The organism is Nocardiopsis sp. iso_238 (assembly GCF_056173325.1).
The window spans coordinates 3,263,589-3,288,977 of the sequence record NZ_CM149668.1; the positions used below are offsets into that span (position 1 = coordinate 3,263,589).

Here is a 25,389-nt window from a genome sequence, read left to right on the forward strand (position 1 = left end):
GCCGTCTCCTTCCCTTGGGGTACGGGGATGCCGGTGACCGAAGGCGCCCCCCGGTCAGGGGGTCATCCCACACGGACCCTATCGACGCACGATTCGTCACATCCATACTTTTCGCACCATGAGTGTGTCTTCGCGGGCCGCGGACCCCCCGATCCGTTCCCCGGTCCGACCGGTGGCCTCACGGCCTTCGTATCCCCCGGTGCCCTAGAGTCACCGCATGCGACGAAGAGCAGGTCTGGCGCTGGCCGGGGCCGCCGTGGTCCTGGCCTGGAGCGAGTGGGTGAACTGGCGCTGGTCCAGGACGCTGGTCGGGAACGCCCCGGGGACCTCCGAGGCCGTGGTCGTGCTCGGGTACCGGAACCCCCAGCCGACGGCCAACCTCGTGAACCGCTGGCGGGTCCGCGCCGCCCTCCGCTCCGTCACGGCCGGCGGAACGCACGGCACCCGCGTGATCTTCAGCGGCGGCGCGACCACCCACCACGCCTCGGAGGCCCGGTTGATGGCCGACCACGCCGGGTCGGTGCTCGGGTTCGACGGCACGGTGCTCCTGGAGGAGCGGAGCACGACGACGTGGGAGAACGTCGCCAACGTGATCCCGCTGCTGGAGGGCGCGGATCGCATCAAGATCGTCTCCCAGCCCGCCCACGCGCTCAAGGCCCGCGCGTACCTGCGGCGGCAGCGGCCGGACCTCGCCGCGAGGCTCGTGCGGGCGGACGACTACCGTCCCGGCGAGTGGGCGGTGGGCAAACCGCTGCTGGCGCTGTACGGGGTGTGGAAGCTCCGCGCGCTCACCGCCGACGAGCGGAGGATCTCGCCTGGGCCGCCCCGACCCGCCGTGTGACGGGGACGGGGCGGACCGGTGGCGGCGACGGCGGTCAGCGGATCCGGTCGGTCTCCAGTCGGGTGCAGACCCAGCGGTCCCCCTCGCGGCGGAGGCGGAAGGCGAAGACCCGGGTGCGGCTGTCGCAGGCGATCACGGCGCTGGCCTCCATCCCTCCGGCGCCGAGCGGCTGGTGGAACACCCGGGTCAGCCGGGGCGCCATCGCGCAGTCGACCGTGCCGCGCAGGCGGCGCAGCTCCTCCCGGACCGGAACGGTCACGTGGTCGCGCAGCACCTCCGGGGCGCGCCTGCCCACCAGGACCTCCGCCATCTGCTGCGCCAGCCGGTGCACGTCACCGGGGGTCCGATGGCCCGCCAGCGGGGACGCGGCGCACCGGCCCGACGTCATGCCCCGGCGCGGGGAACGGGCGGGGGTCCGTACCGGCCGCCAGGGATGGGCGGCGGCGCGGGAGCAGAGCCGTTGTCGGCAGGGGTGGCCGTGGGAGGTGTGCGACATGAACGGATTCCTTCCGGGGGAGGAACGACACCCTGACGCCCTTCCAGGAGCGTGTGGGCGCGGGTCCGTGCCACCTGGCATTCCAGGTTCCGCACGACCGTCGACACGGCCACCCCTCGACGAGCGCCCCCCACCTGGGAACCGTCATACTTCTAGACGTGACTCACGCGTACCTTTCCTCCCCCGTTCCCGTCGCCCTCGCCCACCGGGGCGGATGGCTCACCGACGACCAGGGCGTGCGCCGCACCGAGCTGGAGAACACGGCGGTGGCCTTCCAACACGCCGTCGACCTGGGCTACACGTACCTGGAGACGGACGTGCACGCCACCAGCGACGGTGTGCTCATGGCCTTCCACGACGACACCCTGGACCGCACCACCGACCGGGACGGCGCCATCTCGGCGCTGCCCCACCGGGAGGTCGCCCGCGCCCGGGTGGCGGGCAAGGAACCGGTCCCCCTCCTCGAGGACCTGCTGGGCGCCTGGCCCGAGGCACGGTTCAACATCGACCTCAAGTCGGACGGCGCCGTCCTTCCGATGCTGGAGGTACTGCGCCGCACCCAGGCCTGGGACCGCGTGTGCGTGGGCTCCTTCGACCAGGCCCGCCTGGAGCGCGCGCGACGGCTCTACGGCCCCCGGGTGGCCACCTCCTGCGGCCCGGTCGACGTGGCCCGGCTGCGGCTCGCCTCGCTCTCCCCGCTGCTGCGTCCCACCGCCAGCCGCGTCCCGGTCTGCGCGCAGATCCCCATGAGCCACGGCGGCTTCCCCATCCTCAGCCGGGACGTGATCCGCGCCGCGCACCGGCTCGGCATGCAGGTGCACGTGTGGACGGTCAACGAGCCCGAGGTGATGGAGCGCCTGTTGGACGCGGGCGTGGACGGCATCATCACCGACAACACCGTCGCCCTGCGCGAGGTGCTCGTCCGACGGGGACGCTGGAACCAGCCCGGCCCCAGAACAACGAAGAACGGATAGCCCCCCTCCATGTCCACCACACCCTCGCCACCGGCGGCGGACAACTCCCCCGCGGCCGACCCCGCCCAGCGCAGACGCGAGCAGCGCGGCTGGTACACCTACGACTGGGCCAACCAGGTGTTCATCACCTCGGTGGTCACCGTGCTCATCGGCCCCTACCTGTCGGGGCTGGCCTGCTCGGAGGCGGGGGCGGCCGGTGACTGCTCACAGCCGGGCCTGGTGCTCTACCCGCTCGGGGTCGAGTGGATCAGCATGCACCCGAACTCCCTGCACCCGATGGTGACCACGGTCGCCGGGCTCATCCTCCTGGTGATGCTGCCGATCGTGGGGGCCCTGGCCGACCACACCCAGCACAAGAAGCGCTGGCTGTTCTGGCTGGCCGCCGCCGGTTCGGTGTGCGTCAGCTCGCTGTACCTCACCAGCGACTACCAGGTGGCCGCGCTGCTGTTCATCACCGGCAACACCTTCTACGGGATGTCCCTGGTGGTGTTCAACGCCTTCCTGCCGGAGATCGCCACCTCGGAGGAGCGCAACCGCGTGTCCGTGACGGGGTGGGCGATGGCCTACCTGGGCGGCGGGCTCCTGCTCGCCGCGCACATGGGCCTGCTGGCCTCGGCCGACTCCCTCGGGGTCTCGGAGGGGCACGCGGTCCGCATCGCCTTCGCGTCGGTGGGCCTGTGGTGGTTCGTCTTCTCGGTGATCGGCATCCGCCTGTTGCGCAACCGCTACGGCGGGCTCGCGGCCGAGGCGGGTCCCCCGAAGCTGGGCGTGTCCCTGAAGCAGTACTGGCGCACGCTGCGGGAGATGCGCCACTTCCCGAACACGCTGAAGTTCCTCATCGCGTTCGTGCTGTTCAACAACGGCATCCAGGCCGTCATCTACTTCGCGGGCAGCTTCGCCAGCCAGGACCTCAACCTGTCGCTGGCCGTCCTGAGCGCCACCATCCTGCTCATCCAGTTCGTCGCCTTCGCGGGCGCGCTGCTCATGGGGTGGGTCGGCCGCCGGTTCGGTACCAAGAACACCGTCCTGGCGAGCCTGGTCGCCTGGTGCGCCCTGGTCACCTGCGGCTACTACCTGCCGCCCGACGACCCGGCGCTGTTCCTGCTGCTGGGCGCGGGTATCGGCATGGTGCTGGGCGGGACCCAGTCGCTCGCCCGGGCCCTGTACTCGCTGCTCATCCCGCGCGGGCGCGAGGCGGAGTACTTCAGCCTGTTCCAGCTGGCCGACCGGGGTTCGGTGCTGCTGGGCGCGGCCTCGATCACCCTGGTGGTCAACCTGACCGGCGGATTCCGTACCGCCATCTTCTCGCTGGTGGTCTTCTTCGTCATCGGCGGCGTCCTGCTGTGGCGCACCGACCTGAGGAAGGGCATCGAGTCGGTCGGCAACACCGTGCCGAACAACCTCTGACCGCGTCCCGGAACGTCGTCGGCCCCGGTGATACTGGGTGCCGACGACGTTCGTGTTCGGTGCGGGGGGTGCGGTGCGGGTTCTGCACGCGGTGTGGTCCAGGGACACGCTGGTGCTCTGGGGCGAGGGCGGGGAGCGCGAGTGCCCCACGGCCCCGGGGACGGGGGCGCACCCCGGTGCCGCCGGGGTGGCGGAGCTGCGCGCGGTGGCCGCCAAGGCGGGGATCGACCCCGACTCCCCCGGCGCCACCGCTCCGCTCCTGCGGCTGCCGGGGAACTCCTCGGCCCCCGCCCCGTCCGACACCGACGACTCCGCTTCCGCGGAGTTCCGATCCTGGACGGTGCCCGGGCTGGAGCTGACCGCCGCGGAGGCCGACACCCTGCTGTCGGCGCTCGACTCCCTGCCCGTGACGGCCGGGCCCGCCCTGACCCACCTGGGCGCGGTGCACGCCCTCGCGGAGAGCCTGGTCCGCGCCGGGGGCGTCCTGCCCGACCTCGTCGGTGACCCGCCCCGTGCACGGTGGCGCCCCGCCCCCCTGGACACCGCCGAGGAGCACCTGTCGGCCCTCACCCGTGCGCTCCCCCCGGCGGCGGTCGCGCACCTGTCCCCCGGGGAGCGGACCGAGGCGGCCCGGCTGTGCGTGCTGGCCCCGCTCGAACTGCTCACCGACGCCGTCGCCCGGCGCCTGGCCACCGCCGCGCCCGGGGCCGGTGCGGACACGCGCACGGACTCCGGGGCCCCACCGGCCGCCCGGCTCGCGGCCGCGCTCACCGGGGAGCGCACCCGGGTGGACGCCGACACCGCCCACGCGCTGCGCGGCCCCCTGCGGGAGTGGCGCTCCCGGGTCCGGGGCGGGGGCCGGGCCCAGCTCCTCTTCGTCCTACGCGAACCCGAGCCCGAGGGCGCGCACGGCGGCCCGCGCCCCTGGACACTGGAGTTCTGGGTGCGCTCCACCTCCGACCCCGGCCTGCGCCTGCCCCTGGAGCGGGTCTGGCTGGGCGAGGGCGCCGCCTGGCTGCCCGAGGACGTGGGGACCACCGCCCTCGCCGACCTACGCCGGGCCGCACGCCACCTGCCCGCCCTCCACCGCGCGCTCGCGGACCTGGCCCCGGCCCGTCTGACCATGGACACCGCACGGGCGCAGGCCTTCGTGGGCGGGGCCGCCGCCCGGCTCACCTCGGCGGGGTTCGGCGTGGTCCTGCCCGAATGGAGCGGTCGCGGCGCCCTCGAGCTGCGCATGACGGTCGGTGGGGAACCGAAACGGCGCGGTCGCGGCGGGGTGGGGCCCACCGAACTGGTGAACGTCTCCTTCGAGGCGCTGTTGCGCGGCCCCGGCGCACAGGAGCCGCTGGACGACGCGGAGCTGGACGAGCTCGCTGAGCTGGCCCGGCTCAAGCGCTCCCTGGTCCAGGTGCGCGGCCGGTGGATGGAGATGGACCCCGAACGGGTCGAGGCCGCACTGGACCTGATGCGGCGGAGCGGGCGGGGACCGATCCGGCGCGAGGAGGCGCTGCGGACGGCGATCGGCGCCGAGCCGACCCCGCTGCCGGTGGCGGACGTGGTGGCCGACGGGCCGCTGGGCGCCCTGTTGGACGGCGGGGCCAAGGCCGTGCCCCGGCCGATGGGCACCCCACCGGGCTTCGAGGGGACGCTCCGCCCCTACCAGGACCGGGGTTCGGCCTGGCTGCGGTTCCTGGGCGAGCTCGGGCTGGGCGCGGTGCTCGCCGACGACATGGGGCTCGGCAAGACCGTGCAGCTGCTGGCGCTGCTCACCGACGAGCGCGCCGAGGGCCCGGCGCCCGGGCCGACCCTGCTGGTGTGCCCGGTGTCACTGGTCGGCAACTGGCGCAAGGAGGCGGAGAAGTTCGCCCCGGGCCTGCGGGTCCACGTCCAGCACGGGCCCGAGCGGCCGACCGGCAACGCGCTGGCGCGCATCGTGGGCGCCTGCGACCTGGTGGTGACCACCTACGGGGTGGTGGCGCGCGACACCGAGGAGTTGTCGGGCATGCCCTGGCACCGGGTGGTCTGCGACGAGGCCCAGGCGCTGAAGAACCACGCCACCCAGCAGGCGCGGGCGGTGCGTTCGCTGCCCGCCGCCACACGGATCGCGCTCACCGGGACCCCGGTGGAGAACAACCTGGGCGAGCTGTGGTCGGTGATGGAGTTCGCCAACCCCGGACTGCTGGGGACGGCGGCCGACTTCCAGCGCGCGGTCGCCGACCGCGCCGAGGCGGAGGAGGGCGCGGGCGAGGGAACGGACCTGGTGCGGCGGCTGACCGGGCCGTTCGTGCTGCGGCGGCTGAAGACCGACCGTTCGATCATCGCGGACCTGCCGGAGAAGCAGGAGATGCGCACCTGGTGCACGCTCACCCCGGAGCAGGCCTCGCTGTACAAGGCGGTGGTGGACGACCTGGCCGAGCGGATGGCGGAGGCCGACGAGAAGGAGCGCAAGGGTCTGGTGCTGTCGTCCATGTCCCGGCTCAAGCAGATCTGCAACCACCCGGCGCAGTTCCTCGGGGACGGATCGGCGCTGGCGGGCCGCTCGGGCAAGCTCGACCGTCTGGAGTCGATCCTGGGCGAGGCGGTGGCCGAGGGGGACAAGGCGCTGTGCTTCACGCAGTACGCCCGCTGGGGTGAGCGGCTGGCTCCCTACCTGAGGTCGCGGCTGGGGGTGCCCGTGCTGTGGCTGCACGGCGGGACCTCCCGCGCCGACCGCGAGCGGATGACGGAGCACTTCCAGACGGTGGCGGGGCCGGTGGTGTTCCTGCTCTCGCTCAAGGCGGCCGGGACCGGGCTGAACCTGACCGCCGCCAACCACGTGGTGCACGTGGACCGGTGGTGGAACCCGGCGGTGGAGAACCAGGCCACCGACCGGGCCTTCCGGATCGGTCAGCGCCGGAACGTGCAGGTGCGCAAGCTGGTGTGCGTGGGCACCGTGGAGGAACGGGTGGACGAGATGATCGAACGCAAGAGCGTGCTGGCCGACGGCGCCGTGGCCACCGGGGAGGGCTGGCTGGGCGGTCTGTCGGTGGCGGACCTGCGCGAGGTGGTGCGGCTGGCGCCGGAGGCGGTCTCGGGATGAGCTGGTCGGAGCTGGTGGGCGGGGCCCTGGGCGCGGTCGGCCGCGGTGCCGGGGCGGTGGAGCGGTTCTCGGTGCGGCCCGGTGAGGTGGCCGCCCGGGTCCGGGGGCACGAGGTGAGCCTGATCCGGACCGTGTGGGAGGGGCCGGAGTGGGACCGTGTGGGTGCGGCGCTGGCCTCGCAGCCGGTGTTCCGTGCCCGTGTGCTCGCCGGGGAACTGCCCGAGGCGGCGGCCCGCGTGTTCGCGCTGCTCGGCCTGGACCTGGTGCCGGACGGTTGGGCCGGTCTCGTCGCGACGTGCTCCTGTGACCACTGGGGCGGACGGTGCGCTCACCTGGTGGCGGCCGCGGCCGCGCTGGGGGCCGAGGCCGACCGGGACCCCTTCGTCCTCACCCGGTGGGCGGGCCGGGAACGGCGCGCGTTGGTGGAACTGGTCCGGGGGCTGCCGGGCGGCGCGAAGGGCACGGCCTCCGGGGGCACGGAGTTCGGGAACGGCGGGGACGGAGACCATTCCCGTGAACTCCGTGAAACCGGAATCGATGTTTGCGCCGCACAGGCGCGAACGACCAATCCCCTTTCCCCGGCGGGCTTCTGGTCCTCCCCCGTCACACCCCCGCCACCTCCCCTCCCTGAGGGGGTCGGAGACCGTGTCAGGGCCGTGGCCCCAGGGCATGTCGCGGATCACCTGCCCGGTTTCGACCGTTCCGTGAAGCGCTATTCGGAGACCGGGGATGACACCTGACGTTCCCGATCGATTTTCTTGTGGAAAACGCCGGTAAGAACACCGAAACACGGTTACGATTCGCCTGGAGATGACCCCGCACGACTAGTCCTGATTGGTACCTCTCTCTATGGCCGATCGCTTCCCCCCACACATCGACATGGACACTCCGAGCATCGCGCGGATGTACGACTACCTCCTGGGAGGGAAAGACAACTTCGCGCCGGACCGCAAGGCCTGTGAGGCGCTGGCCGAGCACATGCCCGAGCTCGTCGCCTGTGCCAACGACAACCGGGCCTTCCTCGGTCGTGCCGTGGACCACGTCGTCTCCAGCGGGGTGGACCAGTTCCTCGACCTGGGCGCGGGGCTTCCCACCACCGACAACACCCACCAGGTCGCGCAACGGACCGAGCCGGGGGCCCGGGTCCTCTACGTCGACCACGACCCCATCGTGCTCGCCCACGGACGGGCGCTCCTGGGTGACAGCCAGTCGACCGCGTTCCTGCACGCCGACGTCCGCGAGACCGACGAGATCCTGAACTCCCCCGAGGCCGCCAAGCTGATCGACCTCGACCGGCCGCTCTGCGTCATGCTGGTCTCCCTGCTGCACTGCCTGCCCGACGACAGCGATCCCTTCGGCATGGTGCGCTCCCTCATGGAGCGGGTCGCCCCCGGGTCCGCCGTCATCTACTCGCACGTCGTCTCCGACGACCCCGAGGCCGCCGCCTGGATGGACGGCATGATGCTGGAGTTCGGCACCGCGTGGGGGCGGGTCCGCACCCAGGAGGAGGCCTCCCGGGTGTTCGACGGTCTGGAGCCGGTCAGCCCCTGGACGGACGGCCGGGACCAGACCCCGAGCCTGGTGGACTGCGCCAGCTGGCGCCATCCCGAGCACGAACCGCGCCTGCGCCCCGCGGACGCCGACGTCAAGCGGTGGGAGACCGCCGGGGTGGCCTTCAAGCGCTGACCCCGGGCACCGCTCCGATCAGAGCAGTCCGTCGATCTCCGACTTCGACACCGCGGCCGACATCCGTCCGAAGGTCCCCCGCTCAGCGACCTCCCTGGCGGCGTCCAGGGCCCCGGCCAGCGCCGACCGCGACAGCCCCGACCCGAGGCTGATCCGCCGGGCCCCCAGGGCACCCAGCTCCGCCACGGACATCCCGGCCGCCGCCCCCGAGGCCAGCACGTTGACGGGGCGGTTCACCGAGGAGCACACCGCACGGATGGCGTCCGCGTCCGGCAGCCCCGGGGCGAACAGCACGTCGGCCCCGGCCTCCTCGAAGGCCCTGAGCCGACGGATGGTGTCCTCCAGGTCCGGGCGGCCGTGGAGGTGGTTCTCCGCGCGGGCGGTGAGCGTGAACGGGAAGGGCAGGGTCCGCGCCGCCTCCACGGCGGCCCGGACCCGCTCGACCGCCAGACCGAACTCGTGGATCGGTGCGTCGGGGTCGGCGGTGGTGTCCTCCACGGAACCGCCCACGACCCCCGTGGCCCCGGCCGCCGTGATCGTGCGGGCCACCTCCTCAGGGGAGCGTCCGAACCCGTCCTCCAGGTCCGCCGACACCGGCAGGTCCGTGGCCGCCGCGATCACCGAGGCGTTGCGCAGGGTCTCCTCGCGCGAGACCAGACCGGCGCCGTCCCGGCGCCCGAGCCCGTGCGCGAGCCCTCCGCTGGTGGTGGCCAGGGCCGTGAAGCCGAGACCGCCGAGCAGCCGGGCCGACCCGGCGTCCCAGACGTTGGCGATCACGAAGGGTTCCGGCCCCCGGTGCAGCTCACGGAGGCGTTCGCCCCGCGCCGTCAGTTCCCGTCCGTTGTGGTCCATGCCCTCCCTTGTACACCCGGCCACCGACAGAACCGGGAACGGGCGTGCACGGAGCGGTCACCCACACCGGTTCACCGCCTCCGCTCCAGCACCTGGTTCACCCGGTCCCGTCCTCCTCGAAGACCTCCTGCGCGATGGCGAACGCCTTGTTGGCGGCCGGGACACCGCAGTAGACCGCCGCCTGGAGGAACACCTCGCCGATCTCGTCGGGGGCCAGACCGTTGCGCAGGGCGGCCCGCACGTGCATGGCCACTTCGCCCCAGTGCCCCTGGGCGACCAGGGCGGTGAGCACCATGCAGCTCCGGGTGCGCCGGTCCAGGCCGGGCCGGGTCCAGACCTCACCCCAGGCGTAGCGGGTGATGAGGTCCTGGAAGGGCTCGGTGAACGTGGTCGTGCGGGCCTCGGCCCGGTCCACGTGGGCGTCACCGAGCACGCTCCGGCGCACCCGCGTCCCGGCGCCGTGGCGGTCGGTCCCGGCCAGGTGCTGGGTGATGAGCGTGTTGACCCGGTCCGCGTGCGACCACGAGAGCAGGTGGGCGGCGCCCTCCAGCACCACGAACCTCGCCCCGGGCACGCGTTCCGCGATGAGTGCCCCGTGGCCCTCGGGCGGGGTGGAGGGGTCGTCGGCCCCGGCCACGACCAGCGTGGGCGCGGTGATCCGGTGCAGGTCCTCGCGCACGTCGTGGTGCTCGATGGCGCCGCAGCAGCCCGCGTACCCCTCGTCGGGGGTGTCCACGATCTGGTCGCGCAGGAGCGTGACGTCGTGGGGGCGCTCCGAGGCGAAGGCCGGGGTGAACCACCGCTGCACCACCCCGTCGGCCAGGGCGGCGGTGCCCCGCTCCCGGGCCAGGGCGGCGCGGTCCCGCCAGTTCCGCGCGGGCCCCATGTGGGGTGAGGTGGCCAGGAGCACGAGGCCGTCGACGCGTTCGGGGGCGTGGACGGCCAGCCACTGGCCGACCATGCCGCCGATGGACAGGCCCGCGAAGTGTGCGCGGCCGATCCCCAGCCGGTCGAGCAGGGCCAGGACGTCCCCGCCCAGGTCGGCCATGCTGTAGGGGCCCTCAGGCGCGGGCGAGCCTCCGTGTCCGCGCAGGTCCACGCGGATCACCCGGAAGACGGTGGAGAGCGCGTCCACCTGCGGTTCCCACATCCGCCCGGTGGTGCCGAGGGACCCGGCCAGCACCAGGGGCGGTGCGTCCGCCGGTCCGCTCACGACGTGGTGGAGGTCAACGCTCATCGGTTCCTTCTTCTTGGTCGGTGGGGTCCGTCCGGCCGGTCCTACCCGTCACCCGGTCGGTGAACACCGGTGCGGCGCCGAGGTAGTCGGCGGGGTCGAGCAGGGTCCTGATCCGGTCGCGGGTGCGCAGGCCGTGGAGGTGCTCGGCCAGGACCTCGACCGGGTCGCCGCCCCCGTCCACGGCGGCCCGACAGGCGGCGGTGACGCGCTGGTGGGCCGCCAGGCGGCCGAGTTCGGGGGTCAGGTCGGCGGTGAGGCGTTCGCTGAGCGCCAGCCCTCCGGTGAGGTCGAGGTTGGCGGCCATGCGTTCGGGGTGCACCCGGAGCCGTTCGACGCTCACGCGCAGCCAGGAGACGGCGGAGCCGGTGCGCCGGAGCAGGTCGGTCAGGGGCAGCCACTCGGCCTGCCAGGCCCCGGCGGCGCGCTGGTGCTCCTGGATCTGCGCGGCGAACAGGGTGGCCACCAACCCGGGTGTCTGCCGGGCGGCGGCCAGGGAGCTGACGGCGGCGACCGGATTGCGCTTGTGCGGCATGGTGGAGGATCCGCCCACGCCGCTCCCGCCCTCCTCGGTGACCTCGCCGACCTCGGTCTGGGCCAGCAGCACGACGTCCTGCGCGACGTTCCCGGCCGCCCCGCCCACCCGGCCGAGCGCGGCGGCGATCTCGGTGATCCGGCCGCGTTCGGCGTGCCAGGGCAGGAGGGGTTCGGGCAGGCCGAGGCGGACGGCGAAGGCGGCCGCCACCGCCGGACCGTGCGGGTGCAGGGAGGCGAGGGTGCCCACGGCTCCGCCGAGCTGGGCGGCCAGGTGGTGGTCCAGCACCTCGTCGAGCCGGTCGGCCGCTCCGGCCAGGCCCGAGGTCCAGCTCGCGGCGACGGCTCCGAAGGTGGTGGGCAGCGCCTGCTGGAGCAGGGTGCGGCCGGGCACGGGGGTGGCGCGGTGGCGGTCGGCCAGGGCCCGCAGCTCCTCGGTGAGGGCGGTCAGTTCGGTGCGCAGGGCGCGGCCGGCCCGGCGGACCAGGAGCATGGCGGCGGTGTCCATGACGTCCTGGCTGGTGGCTCCCTGGTGAACGTGGCGGGCGGCCTCGGGGTCCGTCTCGCGCACGTCCGCGGTGAGTTGCCTGACCAGTGGGATGACGGGGTTGCCCCCGCCCTCGGCCGCCCGGCCCAGGGCCGCCGGGTCGTGGCGGGCGGCCACACACGCGGCGGCGATGGTCTCGGCCCGTCCCCGCGTGATGACGCCGGTGTCGGCCAGGGCCCGGGCCAGGGCGGCCTCGGCGTCGAGCATGGCCTGGATCCAGGCGGTGTCGTCGGTGAGCGGTCCGAGGGGGCCGTGGTTGAGGACACCGTCGAACAGGCCGGTCATGGGTGCTCCCTGGGTCGGGTGGGATCGGGGCGGGTCAGACGTCGAAGAAGACGGTCTCCCCCTCCCCCTGGAGGCGGATGTCGAGACGGTAGCCGTCCTCCTCCCGGTCGGCCACGAGGGTGGCGCGGGCCGCCGGGTCCTCGATGGAGCCCAGGACGGGGTCGGCCGCGTTGGCCGTCTCCTCTTCGGGAAAGTACAGGCGGGTGACCACCCGGTGCAGCATGCCGCGCGCGAAGACGGAGACGTCGACGTGGGGCGCCTGCGTGCCGGTGGGTCCCGGGACCCGGCCGGGTTTGAGGGTGAGGATCTCGTAGGAGCCGGTGGCGTCGGTGGGACACCGGCCGAACCCCCGGAAGCCGGGCAGGGAGCGGGCCCCGCGCGGATCGTCCGGGTGGTCGAAGCGCCCGTCCGGGTCGGCCTGCCAGGTCTCGACCAGGGCGTCGGTGACCGGGGCTCCCGCACCGTCGTACACGGTGCCGCGCAGCCGGACCGCGCCGGGCGTGCCCTCGGCGACGGCGAAGGGGCCGTCCGGCCAGGGCAGACCGATGTGCAGGTAGGGGCCGACGGTCTGCGACGGGGTGGTGGGCACCTCGTCGCCGGTGGGGCGGGGGGTCATTCGTCCTCCTCCAGGACCTCTTCCTCGGACTCGAACGGGGTCTGCTCGCGTCCGCGCAGCACGATGTCCCACCGGTAGGCCAGGGCCCACTCGGGTTCGGTGGCGTCGTGGTCGTACCGGGCCAGCATGCGTTCGCGCGCCCGTTCGTCGGGGACCGACTGCCACATGGGGTCCTGGAAGAACAGGGGGTCGTCGGGGAAGTACATCTGGGTGACCAGGCGCTGGGTGAAGGCGCGCCCGAACAGCGAGAAGTGGATGTGGGCGGGGCGCCAGGCGTTCCGGTGGTTCTTCCAGGGGTAGGCGCCGGGCCGGACGGTGACGAACCGGTACCGGCCCCCGGCGTCGGTGAGGACCCTCCCCACCCCGGTGAAGTTGGGGTCGAGCGGGGCGGGCCAGGTGTCCCCGGCGTGGCGGTAGCGTCCGGCGGCGTTGGCCTGCCAGATCTCCACGAGGGTGTGCGGGACGGGTAGGCCGTCGCTGTCGCGCACCTGGCCGTGCAGGATGACGCGCTGGCCCTGGGGTTCGCCGTCGTGCTGACGGGTGAGGTCGTGGTCGTGGGGGCCGAGGCGGTCCTCCCCCAGGACGGGTGCGGTGATCTCGGTGAGCGTGTGCGGCAGCAGGGTGAGCGGGCGCCGGGGGTGGCGCAGCGCGGTGCTCCCGTAGCCGGGGAAGTCCAGGGGCGGGTGGGAGCCGTGGTCCCGGACGTAGCCGGGCACGTGGGACCCGCTTTCGTCGGAGGTGGTGGACATGCGGTCCTTCCTTTCGGACGGGCCCCGGAGGACGGCCGGGGCCCGGGTCTTCAGACGTGCAGGACGACGGCGCGGCCCTGGCCCACCCCGATGCACAGGGCGGCCAGGCCCCCTCCTCCACCGCGTCGGCGCAGTTCGTGGGCGAGGTCGTCGGGGCGGGTTCCGGCGAGGGCGCCGCCGTACCTGCCGAAGGGGGTGCGGACGGCGTCGAGGACGGGGACTGCGGTCACCGTGGACCTCCAGGGCCGGGGGTGGGTCCGTCGTACGGCTCAGGCGGCGCCGGTCAGGGAGCGGACCACGGAGAGTTCGGTGTCGGTGGGCGCGGGGGTGCGGGAGAGGTCGTCGGCGACGCGCAGGTCCCAGCCGGTGGCCTCGCGTACGGCCGGAAGCTCCACACCGGGGTGCAGTCCCACCAGGGTGAGTTCGCGTGTGTCGGGGTCGGGTTCGAGGACGCCGAGATCGGTGATGACCCGCACCGGGCCGGACCCGGTCAGACCCAACCGTTCGCGGTCGCCGGGACCCGATCCGTGGCCCACCGAGGTCACGAAGTCCACCTTCTCCACGAACGCCCGGCGGCTGTGGCGCATGATCACGACGACCTCGCGGCAGGACGCGGCGATCTCGGGAGCGCCGCCCGCTCCGGGCAGGCGCACCTTCGGGTTCGCGTAGTCCCCGATGACGGTGGTGTTGATGTTGGCGTACCGGTCGATCTGCGCGGCACCGAGGAACCCCGCGTCGATGCGCCCGGCCTGGAGCCAGTAGTTGAAGACCTCCGGGACCGGAACCACCGTGTCGGCGGTGTCGGCCAGGATCCCGTCCCCGATGGACAGCGGCAGGTGGTCGGGAGAGGCGCCCAGGGTGCCGGACTCGTAGATCATCCACAGGTCGGGGGCGTGCGTACGGCTGGCCACGTTGGCGGCGGTGCTGGGCAGACCGATGCCGACGAAGCAGGCCATCCCGTTCCGCAGCGAACGGGCGGCGGTCACGGTCATGATCTCGTCGGACGTCCAGGTCACGGTGGTCACGCGCCTCCCCCAACGGGTGCGGTCCCGCCCTCGCCGGTGGCGGCGGGCGAGGAGGGGGTGGTCCGGGGGGCGGCGTTGAGGTCGCTGAGCCAGGCGGTGAAGGCCGCGCGGTCGCGTCCGATCTCGTCCCAGGCCCGGTAGGCGGCGTTGTCCCGCTCGTAGTAGCCGTGGGCGTAGGAGGGGGCGGCGCCGCCGGGGACGACGCTGACGGCGTCCACGACCCGGCTGGGCAGGATCACCTGGCCCGGGACGGGATCGAGGGCGTCCACGACCTCCTCCACGGTGACCAGGACCCGCTCGGAGGCCAGGGCGGCCTCCTTCTGGATGCCGGTGATGCCCCACAGCTGCACGTTGCCCCGGGCATCCGCTCGCTGGGCGTGGATCACGGCGACGTCGGGGTTGAGCGCGGGGACCGCGGCCAGTTCCTGCCCGGTGAAGGGGCAGGTGATGGTCCTGATGTGGGGGTTGTGTTCGACCAGGTCGGTGCCGGTGTAGCCGCGCAGGACGGCGAAGGGCAGGCCGGAGGCGCCCGCGACGTAGCGGTTGGCCATCCCCGCGTGGCTGTGCTCCTCGATCTCCAGCGGGACCGGCCAGGAACGGGTGACCGCGTCACGGAAGCGGTGCAGCGAGCCCACACCGGGGTTGCCGCCCCAGGAGAAGACCAGGCGGCGCGCGCATCCGGCACCGATGAGCTGGTCGTAGACGATGTCGGGCGTCATGCGGACCAGGGTCAGGTCCCGCAGACCCTGGCGGATGATCTCGTGCCCGGCGGCCACGGGAATGAGATGGGTGAACCCCTCCAGGGCGACGGTGTCGCCGTCGTGGATGAGCTGCCGGACCGCCTCGTCCAGGGGCACGGCCATGGCGACCCTCCCGTTCGTATAGCGAATAAATGTTCACAGTGCGAACATCTGGGTATGACGGTAGCGCCGATCACAGGGCCGGTCAAGGCACGGTCCGGCTGTTCGGTATGAGAACATCGCGATGGCCGCGACCCGACGCGGCGCCAGAACGACCCCCGAACCCGGACCTGGAAGGCCCCATGACCACCGAAGACGTCCCCGGACGCGGCGCACACTTCGTGCAGTCCCTGGAGCGGGGACTCATGGTCGTCCGCGCCTTCTCGGCCGAGCGCCCGTCGATGACCCTCAGTGAGGTCGCCCGCGCCACCGACCTCACCCGCGCCGCAGCCCGGCGGTTCCTGCTGACGCTGGTGGACCTCGGGTACGTGCGCACCGACGGTCGCATGTTCGCCCTCACACCGCGCGTGCTGGAGCTGGGGTACGCCTACGTGGCCTCCGCCGGACTGCCCGACGTGGCCCAGCCGCACCTGGAGGACCTGTCCGCGAAGGTGCGCGAGTCCGCCTCGGTGTCGGTGCTCGAAGGGGACGACGTCCTGTACGTCGCCCGCGTGGCGACCTCGCGGATCATGGCCGTGTCCATCGCCGTGGGCACCCGCTTCCCCGCCTCCACCACCTCGATGGGCAGGGTCCTGTTGGCCGGGTACGGGGACGCCGAGCTCGACGCCTACCTGGACCGGGTCGAACTGCGTCCGCTGACCAGGTACACCCTCACCCGCCCCGCCGACCTGCGAGCCGAGGTCCTGCGCGTGCGCGAGCAGGGATACGCGATCGTCGACCAGGAGCTGGAGGAGGGCCTGCGCTCGCTCGCCGCCCCCATCCGCGACGCGGGCGGTCGCGTCATCGCCGCGACCAACGTGTCCGCGCACGCCAACCGCTCCTCGATCGAGGACGTGCGCCGCGACCTGCTCCCCGCCCTGCTGGAGACCACCGCGCGCATCGAGGCCGACCTCGCCGCGGTCGCCCGCCGCGACGCCGTGCACTGACCACCGGACACGGCTCCGCGGCCCGACCAGGACGGGGTCGGGCCGCGGAGCGTCCGGGTGGGTTCAGGCCGCCAGCGCGAGCAGCTGGGGAACGGTCAGGACCGCGACGTAGAAGCCCATGAACTGCACGCCGCTGTGCATGTTGAACATCTTGCCGAACAGCCCTCCGACCAGTCCCACCGTGAGGGTCACACCCACCGCGAGCAGGCCGCCCTCGTACAGGCAGATCACCAGGATCAGCCCGGCGAAGGCGCCGATGATCGCCTCGTGCGAGATCCGGCGCATGACGAACGAGGCCGCCCGGTGCGCGTAGGTCATCGCGAACGGGTAGGCGATGACGGACGCGATGACCACGCCCAGCAGTCCGTAGACGAGGAACTCGCCGCTGGACATCAGGTCGTGCAGGTTGTGCGTCTCCCCGGTCTCGGTGTTGACCGTGTGCACCGGCGGCGCGTTGAACAGCGGCGCGGCCGGTCCGGCGGCCATCGGCGAGAGCGGCAGACCCAGCGCGATCAGCGGGATCAGCGTCTCGGCGATGTAGGTGGACTCGGTGGTGCCGTTGCGCACCGACATCACCGTGGTGAGCCGGTGGTACCCGTTCTTGATCCGGGCACCGACGATCTCGCCCATGAGCACCGTCATGGCCACCGGGGAGAACACGAACGTCGCGCTGGAGACCCCGGCGGCGGCGCTCGTGTAGGCGACCTGCTTGCGGTCCAGCACCTTGAGCGGGTTGGGGATGCGCCCGGACCAGGTCCGGGTGTCGGGAGCGAGGTCGAAGCGTCGCCTCGCGCGGCGCCGCAGCGACTCCCGCCCCGAGGGCGCCAGTGACAGGAACAGGTCAGCGATCAGCGGCCCGGTGGCGATGCCCAGGAAGAAGCTGATGGTCAGCGTCCCCCCGGTCGTCTGGGACACGAAGGCCTGCATGCCCACGACCAGCAGGACGAACGGCACCAGGGCGAGTACCGCCGCCAGCTTGCCCTTGGACGTGTAGGCGATGAGCACGGCCGCGACCACGAAGATCCACGGCGCCGCCTCGCCGATGGCGTCAGCGAAGGGGCTCAGCGCCCACGCGAACAGCACGGCCAGGGGCACCGACAGGAAGGCGGCGATCACGCCGCCGGAGATCGCCTTGCGCAGCGCGATGTGCGGTACGCCGAGCTCACGGAGTAGCTGGGCGTCCCTGAGCATGGGCACGGCGAGGGTGTCGCCGGGGATGCCCAACAGGGCCGTGGGGATGGCGTGGGTGATGTGCTTGGCGACGATCCCCGCCATGAAGAAGGTGAACACCCCGGCGGGCGGAACGCCGAGCAGCACCACCAGCAGGGTCAGCGGCGCGATCGTGGCCGTCTCGTCGGTGTAGGAGGCCAGGCCGATGAAAGCGAAGACCACGGCTCCGATCAGGCCCATGCCCAGGGCCCAGGAGGCGTCGGTCAGCAGTTCGGGACTCACGGGTTCTGCTCCTCGCTGCGGCGGCGGTGCTGCGCCAGCAGGTCGTCGAAGAGTCCGAGCGCACGCAGTTCCCTCTGTACGGGTTCGGACAGTTCGGTGGGGTCGCCGAGCGGGCCGTAGTCGGCCTCGACGGCGTCCATGGCGGCCCGCCTGCTCTGCTCGGTGGGTGCGTGTTCGGTGACCACGCGCTTGGGCGGGAACAGCAGCGCCCCACCGAACCCGGCCAGCAGACAGCCGACGAGTCCGACCAGGAGGGCGTAGGTCCCGGCGACGGTCTGGTCGTCGACCAGGCGGGAGAACAGCAGTTCCGCCCCCAGGTACAGGGGCACGGTCAGACCGACGCCCAGGGCGATCGCCCAGATCGTGTGGCGGGAGTCGACGGTGTCGCCCCAGATCTCCAGGAGGCGGCCGCCGTCCTCCTCCTGCTCCGTCGTGGGTTCGGTCATCATCGTCCCCTCAGCTGGCCGAGGACCGCCTCGGCCCGGTCCTGTCGGACGGCCTTCTCCTGGACGAGGACGGCCACGACGCGGTCCACCTCGTCACCGCTCGCTCCGGCGGCGACCGCGATGTTCCTGGCGTGCAGCGACATGTGGCCGCGCTGGATGCCCTCGCCCGCGAGGGCGCGCACCGCGGCGATGTTCTGGGCCAGCCCCACGGCGGTGACGAGCTCACCGAGCTCCGTGGCGTCGGCGACCCCGGTGAGGGCGACGGCGGCCTGGGCGGCCGGGTGGGTGCGGGTCGCGCCGCCGACCAGGCCCACAGGGGTGGGCAGTTCCAGCGTGGCCACGACGTTGCCGTCGGCGTCGCGCTCGAAGGTGGACAGCGAGGTGTAGCGTCCCTCGGCGTCGACCGCGTGGGAGTGGGCTCCGGCCTCGACCGCTCGGGTGTCGTTGCCGGTGGCCAGCACGACGGCGGAGACGCCGTTCATGATGCCCTTGTTGTGGGTGGCGGCGCGGTAGGGGTCGGCGGCGGCCAGGCGGTAACCGTGGATCATGTCGGTGGCGATGGCCTCGCCCCCGAGGGCCTCGGTGTCCAGGACGGCCCGCGCTCGGCTGAGCCGGAGGTCGGCCTTGTTGGTGAGGATGCGCAGGACCGGACGGCCCCCGGCCACCTCGGCCAGACGCGTCGCCACCGCCTCGGCCATGGTGTTGACGGCGTTGGCCCCCATGGCGTCGCGCACGTCGACCACGAGGTGGGCGACGACGTAGGTCTCCTCGAACGCCGTGACCGTGCGCGCGGTCAGGTCGCGTGCGCCGCCGCCGACCTCGACGAGCCGGGGGTCCTGGGCGTTGGCCAGCGCGACGAGCTCGGCGCGCGCCTCCAGGACCCGCAGGCGGGCGGCCTCGGGATCGGCCACGTCCACGACCTGGATCTGTGCCTGCATGACCGGGCCGGTCGAGCTGGTGTGGAAGCCGCCCAGGACCCGGGCGATGCGGGCGGCGTTGCTGGCGGCGGCCACCACCGAGGGTTCCTCGGTGGCCATCGGCACCAGGACGTCGCGTCCGTTGACGGTGAAGTTGGTGGCGACGCCGACCGGGACGCCCATCACTCCGACGGCGTTCTCGATCATGTGGTCGGCGGCGGCCACGCTCAGTCCGTGCTGGTCGAGGGCGTCGAACACGGACGCGTCCAGGCCGCTGACGGAGGCCAGGCTCGCGCGCCGCTCCTGGACGCTGAGGGAACGGAAACCGGACAACCTGCTGGTTTGCACCACGTGTGGATTCACTCCTGAGGGAAGGGCGCCCCCGATGTGGGGTACGTCACTGAGGATTGGTCCATCCAAGCAGCGCCGTTCACCCCGGCGACATGTCCGAAACGGACAGGAAACCGGCGGTCAACCTGTCACTTTCCCGCCCTGTCGGAGCAGGTGGAGGCGGGTGGCCACGGTCACCCGGAACATGGAGTCGGCGGACCGCCAGTCCTCACCCAGCAGCGAGGCCACCCGCTCCAGCCGCTGTTTGACGGTGTTGGGGTGGACGTACAGGGCACGCGCGGCGCGGGTCACGCTCCCGCCGCTTCCGGCGAGCGCCGTGATGGTTCCGGTGAGGTCGGTGTGGTGCCGGGCGTCCCAGGCCACGACGGGGCCGATCACGCGGTCGACGAAGGAGAGCGCACGGCCGCCGTCGGTGCCGAACATCGCCAGGTAGGGCGCGTAGTCGTCCACCTCGAAGGCTCCGTGGCGCACGCCCAGGGCGGGCAGGAACGCGGCGCACTCCCAGGCCTCGGTGAGGACGGCGGGCAGGTCGGAGAGGGAACCGACGGCGGAGCCCACCGCCAGGACGGGTGACTCCGTGGCCGCCCCGACCCGATGGGCGACCCGTTCGGCGGCGGCGGTCGGGTCCCGGCCGGGGACGAGCACGCTCACGCCCTCCCCCTGAGCCGCGGCCATCCACCCTTCATGGACGGCCAGGGCCCGGTGCGGGGCGTGCCGGTGTCGGTCGGGGACGGGAACGACGACCACGGTCCAGGGCTGGTCGAGGACGATGCCGCGCGCCGAGGCCCTCCGCCGGAGGGTGTCGGTGTCCGCGGTGCCGGAGAACAGGTCGAGGGCGAGCTCCCCGCGCACCCGTTCCTCCGCGTGGGTGACCGCCTCGCTCTGCATCGTGAGGAGGGCGAGGATCTGCCCGGAGCGTTCGATGGTGCGGCGCTCGACGTCGCTCAGGTTGCCGTCGCCCCGCCCCACGAGCAGTACCCCCAGCAGTTCGGCCCCGGCGGAGACGGCGACCACCACGTCCGGACCCGGGCCCTCCACCGGGGCGCAGTGACCGGACTCGCGGCTGCGGGCGAGGGCCTTCGCGGTGGCCGGGGCGAGTCGGCCGCCCGGCCACCACGCGGCGGCCTCCTCCGAGGTGCGGGTGACCGTGCGGTGGTCGCGGTCAGCGACGGCGACGGGGCGGCCCAGGGACTCGGCCAGGGTCAGGGCCACCTCGTGTGGGCCGTGGCCGGACAGGACCAGGGCGGTCAGCCGCTCGTGCACGCGGGCCGCGGCGGCCATCGCCTCGGAGTGGCGTTCGGCCCGGTCCGCCGCCTCCGTGGCGGCGGCGAAGAGGCGGGCCGTGTGCAGGATGACCGCCGCCTGGTCGGCGAAGGCGGACAGCAGGGCGATCTCCTCACGGGCGAAGGGACGCGAGGCGCGGTCGGCGGCGAAGAGGACCCCGAGGATCTCTCCGTTCGCGGACATCGGTACCCCGACGAGGGAGCGCAGCTGTTCCTCGGCGATGGCGGCGTCGATTCCGGGGTCGCGGTCGAAGTCGTCCCGAACGCCGTAGTCGGAGGTCCACTGGGGGGTGTTGGTCCGCACCACGCGGCTGGCGATCCCGGCTCCGGCCGGGACGCGCAGGCCCGGGAAGCGCGGGGAGACGGTGCCCCGGCTGGCCCGGACGAAGAGTTCGTCGGTGTCCCTGTCGTGGACCGACAGGTAGGTGACGTCCGTTCCGACGAGGTCGTGCGCGCGGTCGACCAGCCGCCTGAGCAGCGGCTCCACGTCCCGGACCTCGACGAGGTCGCGTGTGCTGGCGATCAGCGCGGAGAGTTCCCCCTCGCGCCGCCGGAGGCGCGTGAGGCGCGAGGACAGGCTCCTGACCCGCTCGACCAGTGCGCCGCCCACGGGCCCCAGGAGGTCGGTGACGTCGTCCGTGGACGGGTGTTCGCCCTCCTCCAAGCGGACCAGCAGCGCAGCGAGCGCCCGCTGGCTGCTCGCGTCGAAACGCGGGAGACCTTCTTCCATCGCACCAGTCTCACATCCGGGCTGGTGAGGCGGCACGGGCGACCCCCGCGGCAGCGGGCTCAGAGCCCGGCGTCGGCCCCCTCGACCTCCTCGGCTGTGCGGGCTCGGTGGCGCCGGACGGCGTCGCGGTTGCCGCAGGCGGGGGAGCAGTACCGCTGTCGGCCGTTGCGGGAGAAGTCGGCGTACACGTGGGCGCACCCCCGGGCCGCGCAACGGCCGAGGCGGTGCATGCCCCGGCCGGTCAGGTGCAGGGCGGTGCCGACGGCGATGAGGGAGGCGATCTGCCGGTGGGCGGGCAGGTCGTCGGGGCGGTAGTGCAGGTGCCAGCCGGTGCCCGCGTGGTCGGTGAGCCTCGGTGGGCCGGAGTACTCGGTGAGCAGGGTGTTGAGGCGTTCGGCGCGGGTGGGCGGGTCCGCGCCGTCGACGACGGCGGCCCATCCGGTCAGGAAGTCGCGGACCTCGGAGAGGTCGTCCTCCCCCACCGCGCGTTCGAGGAGGAAGCCCACCTCGGCACAGCGCCGTTCCAGGTCGGCGGTGCCGGAGCAGGGCCGGTTGGTCAGGTCCACGGCCAGGGTGAGCGGACCCTGGCCGTAAGGGTTGAGATGCATAATGCCATTACACCAGACTGGGGGCCATGACCGAGCACGAACACCAGTGGACCACCGACTCCTCCCACCCGACCAGCGAGGGCGTGGTCATCTACCAGCGCTGCCGCTGCGGAGAGCACCGCGTGGCCTTGGCCGCACCGGTCCTCCAGGCACACACGGCCACTTCCGGGCGACACGGCCGCTGATCACGCCCCGACGCCAATCCCCCGCTCCAGGGTGCGCACGACCGCCGGGGCCACCGCGTGCCGGGGCATCTGCCCGCGCCCGGCCCGCTCCAGCCCGGTGAAGACCAGCGCCCACAGGACCTGGACCGCCCAGGCCGGATCGGCGCCCGGGTCGAAGACGCCCTCCGTCTGCCCCCTCCGGACCAGGCCCGTCAGGACCTCGGGCTCGGGGCCGGCGGGGTCGGGGTTGTCGTCGAAGACCTCGTTGGCGGTGTCACCGAAGGCGAAGACCACCCAGTCGCCCACCTCCACGTGGGCGGCGACCACGCGCCGCATGGCGTCCAGGGCGGACCCCTCGTCCACGCGCGCCTCGTCCATGACCCGTCCGATCTCCGACAGCGCCTCCGCGTAGGTGGCGGCCAGCAGCACGTCGCGGTCGGGGAAGTAGCGGTGCAGGGTGCTGCGACCCACGCGCGCCGCCTCGGCCACCTCCGAGAGCGGGGCGTTGCGGTCATGGGCCAGGACGGTGGCGGCGGCGCGCAGGATCGCCCCCCGCGTCCGGGCCCGCACCCCCGTCCTCGGGTTCTCCGTGCTCGTCATGGCGCCAACCTACCGCCCGCACCAAAAAGAGAACCCGGATCCCTTTTATGGGACATCAATGTCCCATTATGATTGGTGGAGTTCCCATCACCTCCTGGAGAGGAACCCTCGCCATGCGCATCCTGGTGACCGGAGCCAGCGGAACCGTCGGCTCCCTGGTGGTCCCGAGACTCCTCGAACGCGGCGCCGCCGTCCGCGCGCTCAGCCGCGACCCCGCCAACCGGGTCTTCCCCGAGGGCGTCGACCCCGTCGCGGGCGACCTGGAACGCCCCGCGACCCTGGACGGAGTCTTCGACGGTGTGGACGCGGTCATGCTCTACCCGCACCCCGAGACCGCCGAGGAGGTCGTGGACCGCATCCGCCGGGCCGGGGTGCGCAGGATCGTCCTGATGTCCTCCGCCTCGGTCCAGACCGACCCCGACGCCGACACCGAGCACAACCACGGTCACCTGCACCACCGCCCCGTGGAGGAGGCGGTGGAACGCTCCGGCCTGGAGTGGACCCACCTGCGCGGGGGCGAGTTCATGGTGAACGACCTCGACTCCCTCCCCGACTCCATCCGCACCGAGGGGGTGGTGCGCGCTCCGAGGGGAGACGAGCCCGGGGCTCCCGTGCACGAGGCCGACATGGCGGACGTGGCGGCGGCCGCGCTGCTGGAGGACGGCCACCACGGCCACGCCTACGAGATCACCGGCCCCGAGCCGGTCACCCCGGCCGGGCGCGCCGCCGTGATCGCCGGGGCCCTGGGGCGGGAGGTGACCTTCGTGGAGCTGACCCTGGCCGAGGCCCGCGACCTGTGGCTCGCACAGGGCGTCCCGCCGGAGATCTGCGACTGGCTGCTGTGGGAACCGCACGGGGACGGAGACGCCGACCCCGGCGACTGCGTGTCCCCGGACTACGAGCGGGTCATGGGCCGCCCCGGGCGCACTTACGCCCGGTGGGTCGACGACCACCTCGACGCCTTCCGCTGACCCGCACCCGGGCCCCGAACTCCTTGCGCGCCCCCGCGCCACCTGGAATCCTGCGGTCCCCGGCCAGGGCGACACGGGGCGGCGGACACGAGCCGCACCCGCACCGACCTGGCACCATGGCACGAACCCGGCCGTCGTGCCGCAGTGGAAGGAAGACCGTGACCGACGCACACACCACTCCCCCCGTCGCAGAACAGGCGGGCACCCTCCTCCTCGGAGGAGACCTGCCCGTCCACCGCCTGGGGTTCGGCGCCATGAGGATCGTCGGCGAGGGGGTGTGGGGACCGCCCCGCGACCGGGACGAGGCCCTGGCCGTCCTGCGCCGGACCGCCGAGCTCGGGGTGAACTTCATCGACACCGCCGACTCCTACGGCCCCCAGATCAGTGAGCGGCTGATCCGCGAGGCGCTCTACCCGTACGCGGACGACCTGGTCATCGGCACCAAGGCCGGCTTCGTGCGCACCGGACCCTCGGAGTGGCACCGGCTGGGGCGCCCCGAGTACCTGAGGCAGCAGGTGGAGCTGAGCCTGCGCAACCTGGGGGTGGAGCGCATCGACCTGATGCAGCTGCACCGGATCGACCCCGAGGTGCCGTTGGCCGACCAGCTCGGTGTGCTCACCGACCTCCAGAGGGAGGGCAAGGTCCGGCACATCGGGCTGAGCGAGGTGAGCGTGGACGAGCTGTCGGCGGCCCGCGCGATCACCCCGATCGCCTCGGTGCAGAACCAGTACGCGCCGTCCTTCCGCCAGTCCGAGGACGTCCTGGAGCAGTGCGAGAAGGACGGGATCGCCTTCCTGCCGTGGGCGCCGGTCGGCCGGGGCGAGATGGCGGCGACCGACTCCCCTCTGGCCGGGATCGCCGCCCAGCACCGGGTGAGCCCGGTCCAGCTCGCCCTGTCCTGGCTGCTGCACCGCTCCCCCGTGATGCTGCCGATCCCGGGCACCTCGCGGGTGTCCCACCTGGAGGAGAACACGGCGGCGGCCGCGGTGCGGCTGTCCGAGGAGGAGGTCGAGCGGATCAGCCAGCTCCTGTCCTGATCCGGACACGGGGGCGGCCCAGCGGAGGAGTCCTTCGCTGGGCCGCGCCCGTGTGGCCGTCCGTTCGCACGGGCGGCCGTGGGCTCCCGGATCAACCGGGGCGCATGCGGAACACCTGGAGGCGCATGTCGTAGTACTTCTCGGTCTCACCGACCCATTCCATCCCGAGTCGGCGCGCCACGGCGATCGCCCGCTCGTTGTGGGGGCGCGCGACCGCGAACACCTCCTCGATCCCCTGGCTGAACGCCCAGTCGATGATGGCCCGGCTCGCCTCGGTGGCGTAGCCCCGCCCCCACACGTCCGGACGCAGCACCCAGGAGAGTTCGAAGTCCTCCTCGAAGGGCGGGAGGAGCTTAAGGGACAGCCCTCCCACCAGTTGTCCGTCCTTCTCGTTGACGATGGCCCAGCGCCCGGCGGGTGGGATCAGGTTCGGTCCCGCCTCGATCCACGCGTGGAGCACGGAGCGCATCGCGCTGATGTCGGTCACCGGGTGCCATTCCGGTGTCAGCCAGTGCGCGACCTCCTCGGCCCCGTAGATCTGGAGGGCCGCGTCGGCATCGCCCAGCTCCCACTCCCTGATCAGGAGTCGTTCGGTTGGCAGCTCAAGGCTCATATACCAACGGTAACCCGGAAGAATCCGGCGGGACAGGGGTGCG

25 protein-coding genes and 1 pseudogene are annotated in these 25,389 nt (G+C 73.0%); 10 read left to right on the top strand and 16 right to left on the bottom strand.

Annotated features, from left to right (window positions below; all coding sequences use genetic code 11):
* Positions 1–217 precede the first annotated feature (217 nt).
* A complete protein-coding gene (locus AC0VYL_RS14655) occupies positions 218–841 on the top strand; it encodes a YdcF family protein (protein ID WP_475453327.1) in 624 nt (207 codons plus the stop codon).
* Between the two features lie 34 nt (positions 842–875).
* Here AC0VYL_RS14655 and AC0VYL_RS14660 read toward each other — a convergent pair whose 3' ends face one another.
* The gene (locus tag AC0VYL_RS14660) at positions 876–1,337 is read right to left on the bottom strand and encodes an Rv3235 family protein (RefSeq protein WP_475453329.1); all 462 of its coding nucleotides are present in this window, start codon (positions 1,335–1,337) and stop codon (positions 876–878) included.
* A 158-nt stretch (positions 1,338–1,495) separates the two neighbouring features.
* Here AC0VYL_RS14660 and AC0VYL_RS14665 point away from each other — a divergent pair, with 158 nt between their 5' ends.
* The 5 genes from AC0VYL_RS14665 to AC0VYL_RS14685 all read left to right on the top strand — a co-directional run bounded on the left by AC0VYL_RS14665 (position 1,496) and on the right by AC0VYL_RS14685 (position 8,486).
* The gene (locus AC0VYL_RS14665; protein ID WP_475480464.1) at positions 1,496–2,311 is read left to right on the top strand and encodes a glycerophosphodiester phosphodiesterase family protein; all 816 of its coding nucleotides are present in this window, start codon (positions 1,496–1,498) and stop codon (positions 2,309–2,311) included.
* Positions 2,312–2,320: 9 nt separating this feature from the next.
* The gene (locus tag AC0VYL_RS14670) at positions 2,321–3,718 is read left to right on the top strand and encodes an MFS transporter (RefSeq protein ID WP_475453333.1); all 1,398 of its coding nucleotides are present in this window, start codon (positions 2,321–2,323) and stop codon (positions 3,716–3,718) included.
* A 73-nt stretch (positions 3,719–3,791) separates the two neighbouring features.
* Complete coding sequence (locus tag AC0VYL_RS14675; protein ID WP_475483515.1) at positions 3,792–6,800, top strand: DEAD/DEAH box helicase; 3,009 nt, start codon at positions 3,792–3,794, stop codon at positions 6,798–6,800.
* On the top strand, positions 6,797–7,540 hold the full coding sequence (locus tag AC0VYL_RS14680) for a hypothetical protein (protein WP_475480465.1): 744 nt from the start codon (positions 6,797–6,799) through the stop codon (positions 7,538–7,540). Before AC0VYL_RS14675 ends, AC0VYL_RS14680 begins: the two co-directional genes overlap by 4 nt.
* A 109-nt stretch (positions 7,541–7,649) precedes the next feature.
* On the top strand, positions 7,650–8,486 hold the full coding sequence (locus tag AC0VYL_RS14685) for an SAM-dependent methyltransferase (protein ID WP_475453337.1): 837 nt from the start codon (positions 7,650–7,652) through the stop codon (positions 8,484–8,486).
* Positions 8,487–8,504: 18 nt separating this feature from the next.
* Here the strand turns inward: AC0VYL_RS14685 and AC0VYL_RS14690 are convergent, their stop codons facing one another.
* From AC0VYL_RS14690 to AC0VYL_RS14725, 8 genes and pseudogenes are all read right to left on the bottom strand, one after another.
* The gene (locus AC0VYL_RS14690) at positions 8,505–9,338 is read right to left on the bottom strand and encodes an isocitrate lyase/PEP mutase family protein (protein WP_475453339.1); all 834 of its coding nucleotides are present in this window, start codon (positions 9,336–9,338) and stop codon (positions 8,505–8,507) included.
* A 97-nt stretch (positions 9,339–9,435) separates the two neighbouring features.
* Positions 9,436–10,575, bottom strand: a complete 1,140-nt coding sequence (gene pcaDC, locus AC0VYL_RS14695; RefSeq protein WP_475480466.1) for a bifunctional 3-oxoadipate enol-lactonase/4-carboxymuconolactone decarboxylase PcaDC — start codon at positions 10,573–10,575, stop codon at positions 9,436–9,438.
* Positions 10,565–11,938 carry a 3-carboxy-cis,cis-muconate cycloisomerase gene (gene pcaB / locus AC0VYL_RS14700; protein ID WP_475480467.1) on the bottom strand — a complete coding sequence of 458 codons (1,374 nt, stop codon included), beginning with the start codon at positions 11,936–11,938 and terminating at the stop codon, positions 10,565–10,567. The genes pcaDC and pcaB overlap by 11 nt, the downstream gene beginning before the upstream one ends.
* Positions 11,939–11,972: 34 nt before the next feature.
* Positions 11,973–12,554 carry a protocatechuate 3,4-dioxygenase subunit alpha gene (gene pcaG, locus AC0VYL_RS14705; protein ID WP_475480468.1) on the bottom strand — a complete coding sequence of 194 codons (582 nt, stop codon included), beginning with the start codon at positions 12,552–12,554 and terminating at the stop codon, positions 11,973–11,975.
* Positions 12,551–13,303 carry a protocatechuate 3,4-dioxygenase subunit beta gene (pcaH, locus tag AC0VYL_RS14710; RefSeq protein ID WP_475453347.1) on the bottom strand — a complete coding sequence of 251 codons (753 nt, stop codon included), beginning with the start codon at positions 13,301–13,303 and terminating at the stop codon, positions 12,551–12,553. Before pcaH ends, pcaG begins: the two co-directional genes overlap by 4 nt.
* Positions 13,304–13,353: 50 nt before the next feature.
* Positions 13,354–13,509: pseudogene (locus tag AC0VYL_RS14715) on the bottom strand (3-oxoadipyl-CoA thiolase); the annotation flags it as partial.
* A gap of 63 nt (positions 13,510–13,572) precedes the next feature.
* Positions 13,573–14,328 (bottom strand): CoA-transferase subunit beta, encoded by a 756-nt coding sequence (locus AC0VYL_RS14720; RefSeq protein ID WP_475480469.1) that lies wholly within the window; start codon positions 14,326–14,328, stop codon positions 13,573–13,575.
* Positions 14,325–15,191 carry a CoA transferase subunit A gene (locus AC0VYL_RS14725; protein WP_475480470.1) on the bottom strand — a complete coding sequence of 289 codons (867 nt, stop codon included), beginning with the start codon at positions 15,189–15,191 and terminating at the stop codon, positions 14,325–14,327. The genes AC0VYL_RS14720 and AC0VYL_RS14725 overlap by 4 nt, the downstream gene beginning before the upstream one ends.
* Before the next feature lie 179 nt (positions 15,192–15,370).
* Here AC0VYL_RS14725 and AC0VYL_RS14730 point away from each other — a divergent pair, with 179 nt between their 5' ends.
* Positions 15,371–16,174 (top strand): IclR family transcriptional regulator domain-containing protein, encoded by an 804-nt coding sequence (locus AC0VYL_RS14730; RefSeq protein ID WP_475453355.1) that lies wholly within the window; start codon positions 15,371–15,373, stop codon positions 16,172–16,174.
* Positions 16,175–16,237: 63 nt separating this feature from the next.
* Here the strand turns inward: AC0VYL_RS14730 and AC0VYL_RS14735 are convergent, their stop codons facing one another.
* The 5 genes from AC0VYL_RS14735 to AC0VYL_RS14755 form a co-directional block, all read right to left on the bottom strand.
* A complete protein-coding gene (locus tag AC0VYL_RS14735; RefSeq protein ID WP_475453357.1) occupies positions 16,238–17,626 on the bottom strand; it encodes a tripartite tricarboxylate transporter permease in 1,389 nt (462 codons plus the stop codon).
* The gene (locus tag AC0VYL_RS14740; RefSeq protein WP_475453359.1) at positions 17,623–18,072 is read right to left on the bottom strand and encodes a hypothetical protein; all 450 of its coding nucleotides are present in this window, start codon (positions 18,070–18,072) and stop codon (positions 17,623–17,625) included. Before AC0VYL_RS14740 ends, AC0VYL_RS14735 begins: the two co-directional genes overlap by 4 nt.
* The gene (locus AC0VYL_RS14745; protein ID WP_475480471.1) at positions 18,072–19,340 is read right to left on the bottom strand and encodes a hydroxymethylglutaryl-CoA reductase, degradative; all 1,269 of its coding nucleotides are present in this window, start codon (positions 19,338–19,340) and stop codon (positions 18,072–18,074) included. The genes AC0VYL_RS14740 and AC0VYL_RS14745 overlap by 1 nt, the downstream gene beginning before the upstream one ends.
* 120 nt (positions 19,341–19,460) lie before the next feature.
* The gene (locus AC0VYL_RS14750) at positions 19,461–21,353 is read right to left on the bottom strand and encodes a helix-turn-helix domain-containing protein (RefSeq protein ID WP_475480472.1); all 1,893 of its coding nucleotides are present in this window, start codon (positions 21,351–21,353) and stop codon (positions 19,461–19,463) included.
* A gap of 59 nt (positions 21,354–21,412) precedes the next feature.
* Positions 21,413–21,961: a CGNR zinc finger domain-containing protein gene (locus tag AC0VYL_RS14755; RefSeq protein WP_475480473.1), complete on the bottom strand. Its 549-nt coding sequence runs from the start codon at positions 21,959–21,961 to the stop codon at positions 21,413–21,415.
* A gap of 26 nt (positions 21,962–21,987) precedes the next feature.
* Between AC0VYL_RS14755 and AC0VYL_RS14760 the strand changes: the two genes are divergently transcribed.
* Positions 21,988–22,146 (top strand): hypothetical protein, encoded by a 159-nt coding sequence (locus AC0VYL_RS14760; RefSeq protein WP_475480474.1) that lies wholly within the window; start codon positions 21,988–21,990, stop codon positions 22,144–22,146.
* Here the strand turns inward: AC0VYL_RS14760 and AC0VYL_RS14765 are convergent, their stop codons facing one another.
* Positions 22,147–22,725 (bottom strand): TetR/AcrR family transcriptional regulator, encoded by a 579-nt coding sequence (locus tag AC0VYL_RS14765; RefSeq protein ID WP_475480475.1) that lies wholly within the window; start codon positions 22,723–22,725, stop codon positions 22,147–22,149.
* Between the two features lie 113 nt (positions 22,726–22,838).
* Here AC0VYL_RS14765 and AC0VYL_RS14770 point away from each other — a divergent pair, with 113 nt between their 5' ends.
* The gene (locus AC0VYL_RS14770; protein ID WP_475480476.1) at positions 22,839–23,696 is read left to right on the top strand and encodes an NAD(P)H-binding protein; all 858 of its coding nucleotides are present in this window, start codon (positions 22,839–22,841) and stop codon (positions 23,694–23,696) included.
* A gap of 158 nt (positions 23,697–23,854) precedes the next feature.
* Positions 23,855–24,733, top strand: coding sequence for an aldo/keto reductase (locus AC0VYL_RS14775; protein WP_475480477.1), 879 nt, complete (start codon positions 23,855–23,857; stop codon positions 24,731–24,733).
* A 91-nt stretch (positions 24,734–24,824) separates the two neighbouring features.
* Here AC0VYL_RS14775 and AC0VYL_RS14780 read toward each other — a convergent pair whose 3' ends face one another.
* Positions 24,825–25,346: a GNAT family N-acetyltransferase gene (locus AC0VYL_RS14780; protein WP_475453375.1), complete on the bottom strand. Its 522-nt coding sequence runs from the start codon at positions 25,344–25,346 to the stop codon at positions 24,825–24,827.
* Positions 25,347–25,389: the final 43 nt, after the last annotated feature.

What these genes read in the sequence shown, in the direction of transcription:
- AC0VYL_RS14655 (WP_475453327.1), top strand. Translation starts at nt 218, where the DNA reads ATGCGACGAAGAGCAGGTCTGGCGCTGGCCGGGGCCGCCGTGGTCCTG.
- AC0VYL_RS14660 (WP_475453329.1), bottom strand. Translation starts at nt 1,337, where the DNA reads ATGTCGCACACCTCCCACGGCCACCCCTGCCGACAACGGCTCTGCTCC.
- AC0VYL_RS14670 (WP_475453333.1), top strand. Translation starts at nt 2,321, where the DNA reads ATGTCCACCACACCCTCGCCACCGGCGGCGGACAACTCCCCCGCGGCC.
- AC0VYL_RS14680 (WP_475480465.1), top strand. Translation starts at nt 6,797, where the DNA reads ATGAGCTGGTCGGAGCTGGTGGGCGGGGCCCTGGGCGCGGTCGGCCGC.
- AC0VYL_RS14685 (WP_475453337.1), top strand. Translation starts at nt 7,650, where the DNA reads ATGGCCGATCGCTTCCCCCCACACATCGACATGGACACTCCGAGCATC.
- AC0VYL_RS14690 (WP_475453339.1), bottom strand. Translation starts at nt 9,338, where the DNA reads ATGGACCACAACGGACGGGAACTGACGGCGCGGGGCGAACGCCTCCGT.
- pcaDC (WP_475480466.1), bottom strand. Translation starts at nt 10,575, where the DNA reads ATGAGCGTTGACCTCCACCACGTCGTGAGCGGACCGGCGGACGCACCG.
- pcaB (WP_475480467.1), bottom strand. Translation starts at nt 11,938, where the DNA reads ATGACCGGCCTGTTCGACGGTGTCCTCAACCACGGCCCCCTCGGACCG.
- pcaG (WP_475480468.1), bottom strand. Translation starts at nt 12,554, where the DNA reads ATGACCCCCCGCCCCACCGGCGACGAGGTGCCCACCACCCCGTCGCAG.
- pcaH (WP_475453347.1), bottom strand. Translation starts at nt 13,303, where the DNA reads ATGTCCACCACCTCCGACGAAAGCGGGTCCCACGTGCCCGGCTACGTC.
- AC0VYL_RS14725 (WP_475480470.1), bottom strand. Translation starts at nt 15,191, where the DNA reads ATGGCCGTGCCCCTGGACGAGGCGGTCCGGCAGCTCATCCACGACGGC.
- AC0VYL_RS14730 (WP_475453355.1), top strand. Translation starts at nt 15,371, where the DNA reads ATGACCACCGAAGACGTCCCCGGACGCGGCGCACACTTCGTGCAGTCC.
- AC0VYL_RS14740 (WP_475453359.1), bottom strand. Translation starts at nt 18,072, where the DNA reads ATGACCGAACCCACGACGGAGCAGGAGGAGGACGGCGGCCGCCTCCTG.
- AC0VYL_RS14750 (WP_475480472.1), bottom strand. Translation starts at nt 21,353, where the DNA reads ATGGAAGAAGGTCTCCCGCGTTTCGACGCGAGCAGCCAGCGGGCGCTC.
- AC0VYL_RS14755 (WP_475480473.1), bottom strand. Translation starts at nt 21,961, where the DNA reads ATGCATCTCAACCCTTACGGCCAGGGTCCGCTCACCCTGGCCGTGGAC.
- AC0VYL_RS14760 (WP_475480474.1), top strand. Translation starts at nt 21,988, where the DNA reads ATGACCGAGCACGAACACCAGTGGACCACCGACTCCTCCCACCCGACC.
- AC0VYL_RS14765 (WP_475480475.1), bottom strand. Translation starts at nt 22,725, where the DNA reads ATGACGAGCACGGAGAACCCGAGGACGGGGGTGCGGGCCCGGACGCGG.
- AC0VYL_RS14770 (WP_475480476.1), top strand. Translation starts at nt 22,839, where the DNA reads ATGCGCATCCTGGTGACCGGAGCCAGCGGAACCGTCGGCTCCCTGGTG.
- AC0VYL_RS14780 (WP_475453375.1), bottom strand. Translation starts at nt 25,346, where the DNA reads ATGAGCCTTGAGCTGCCAACCGAACGACTCCTGATCAGGGAGTGGGAG.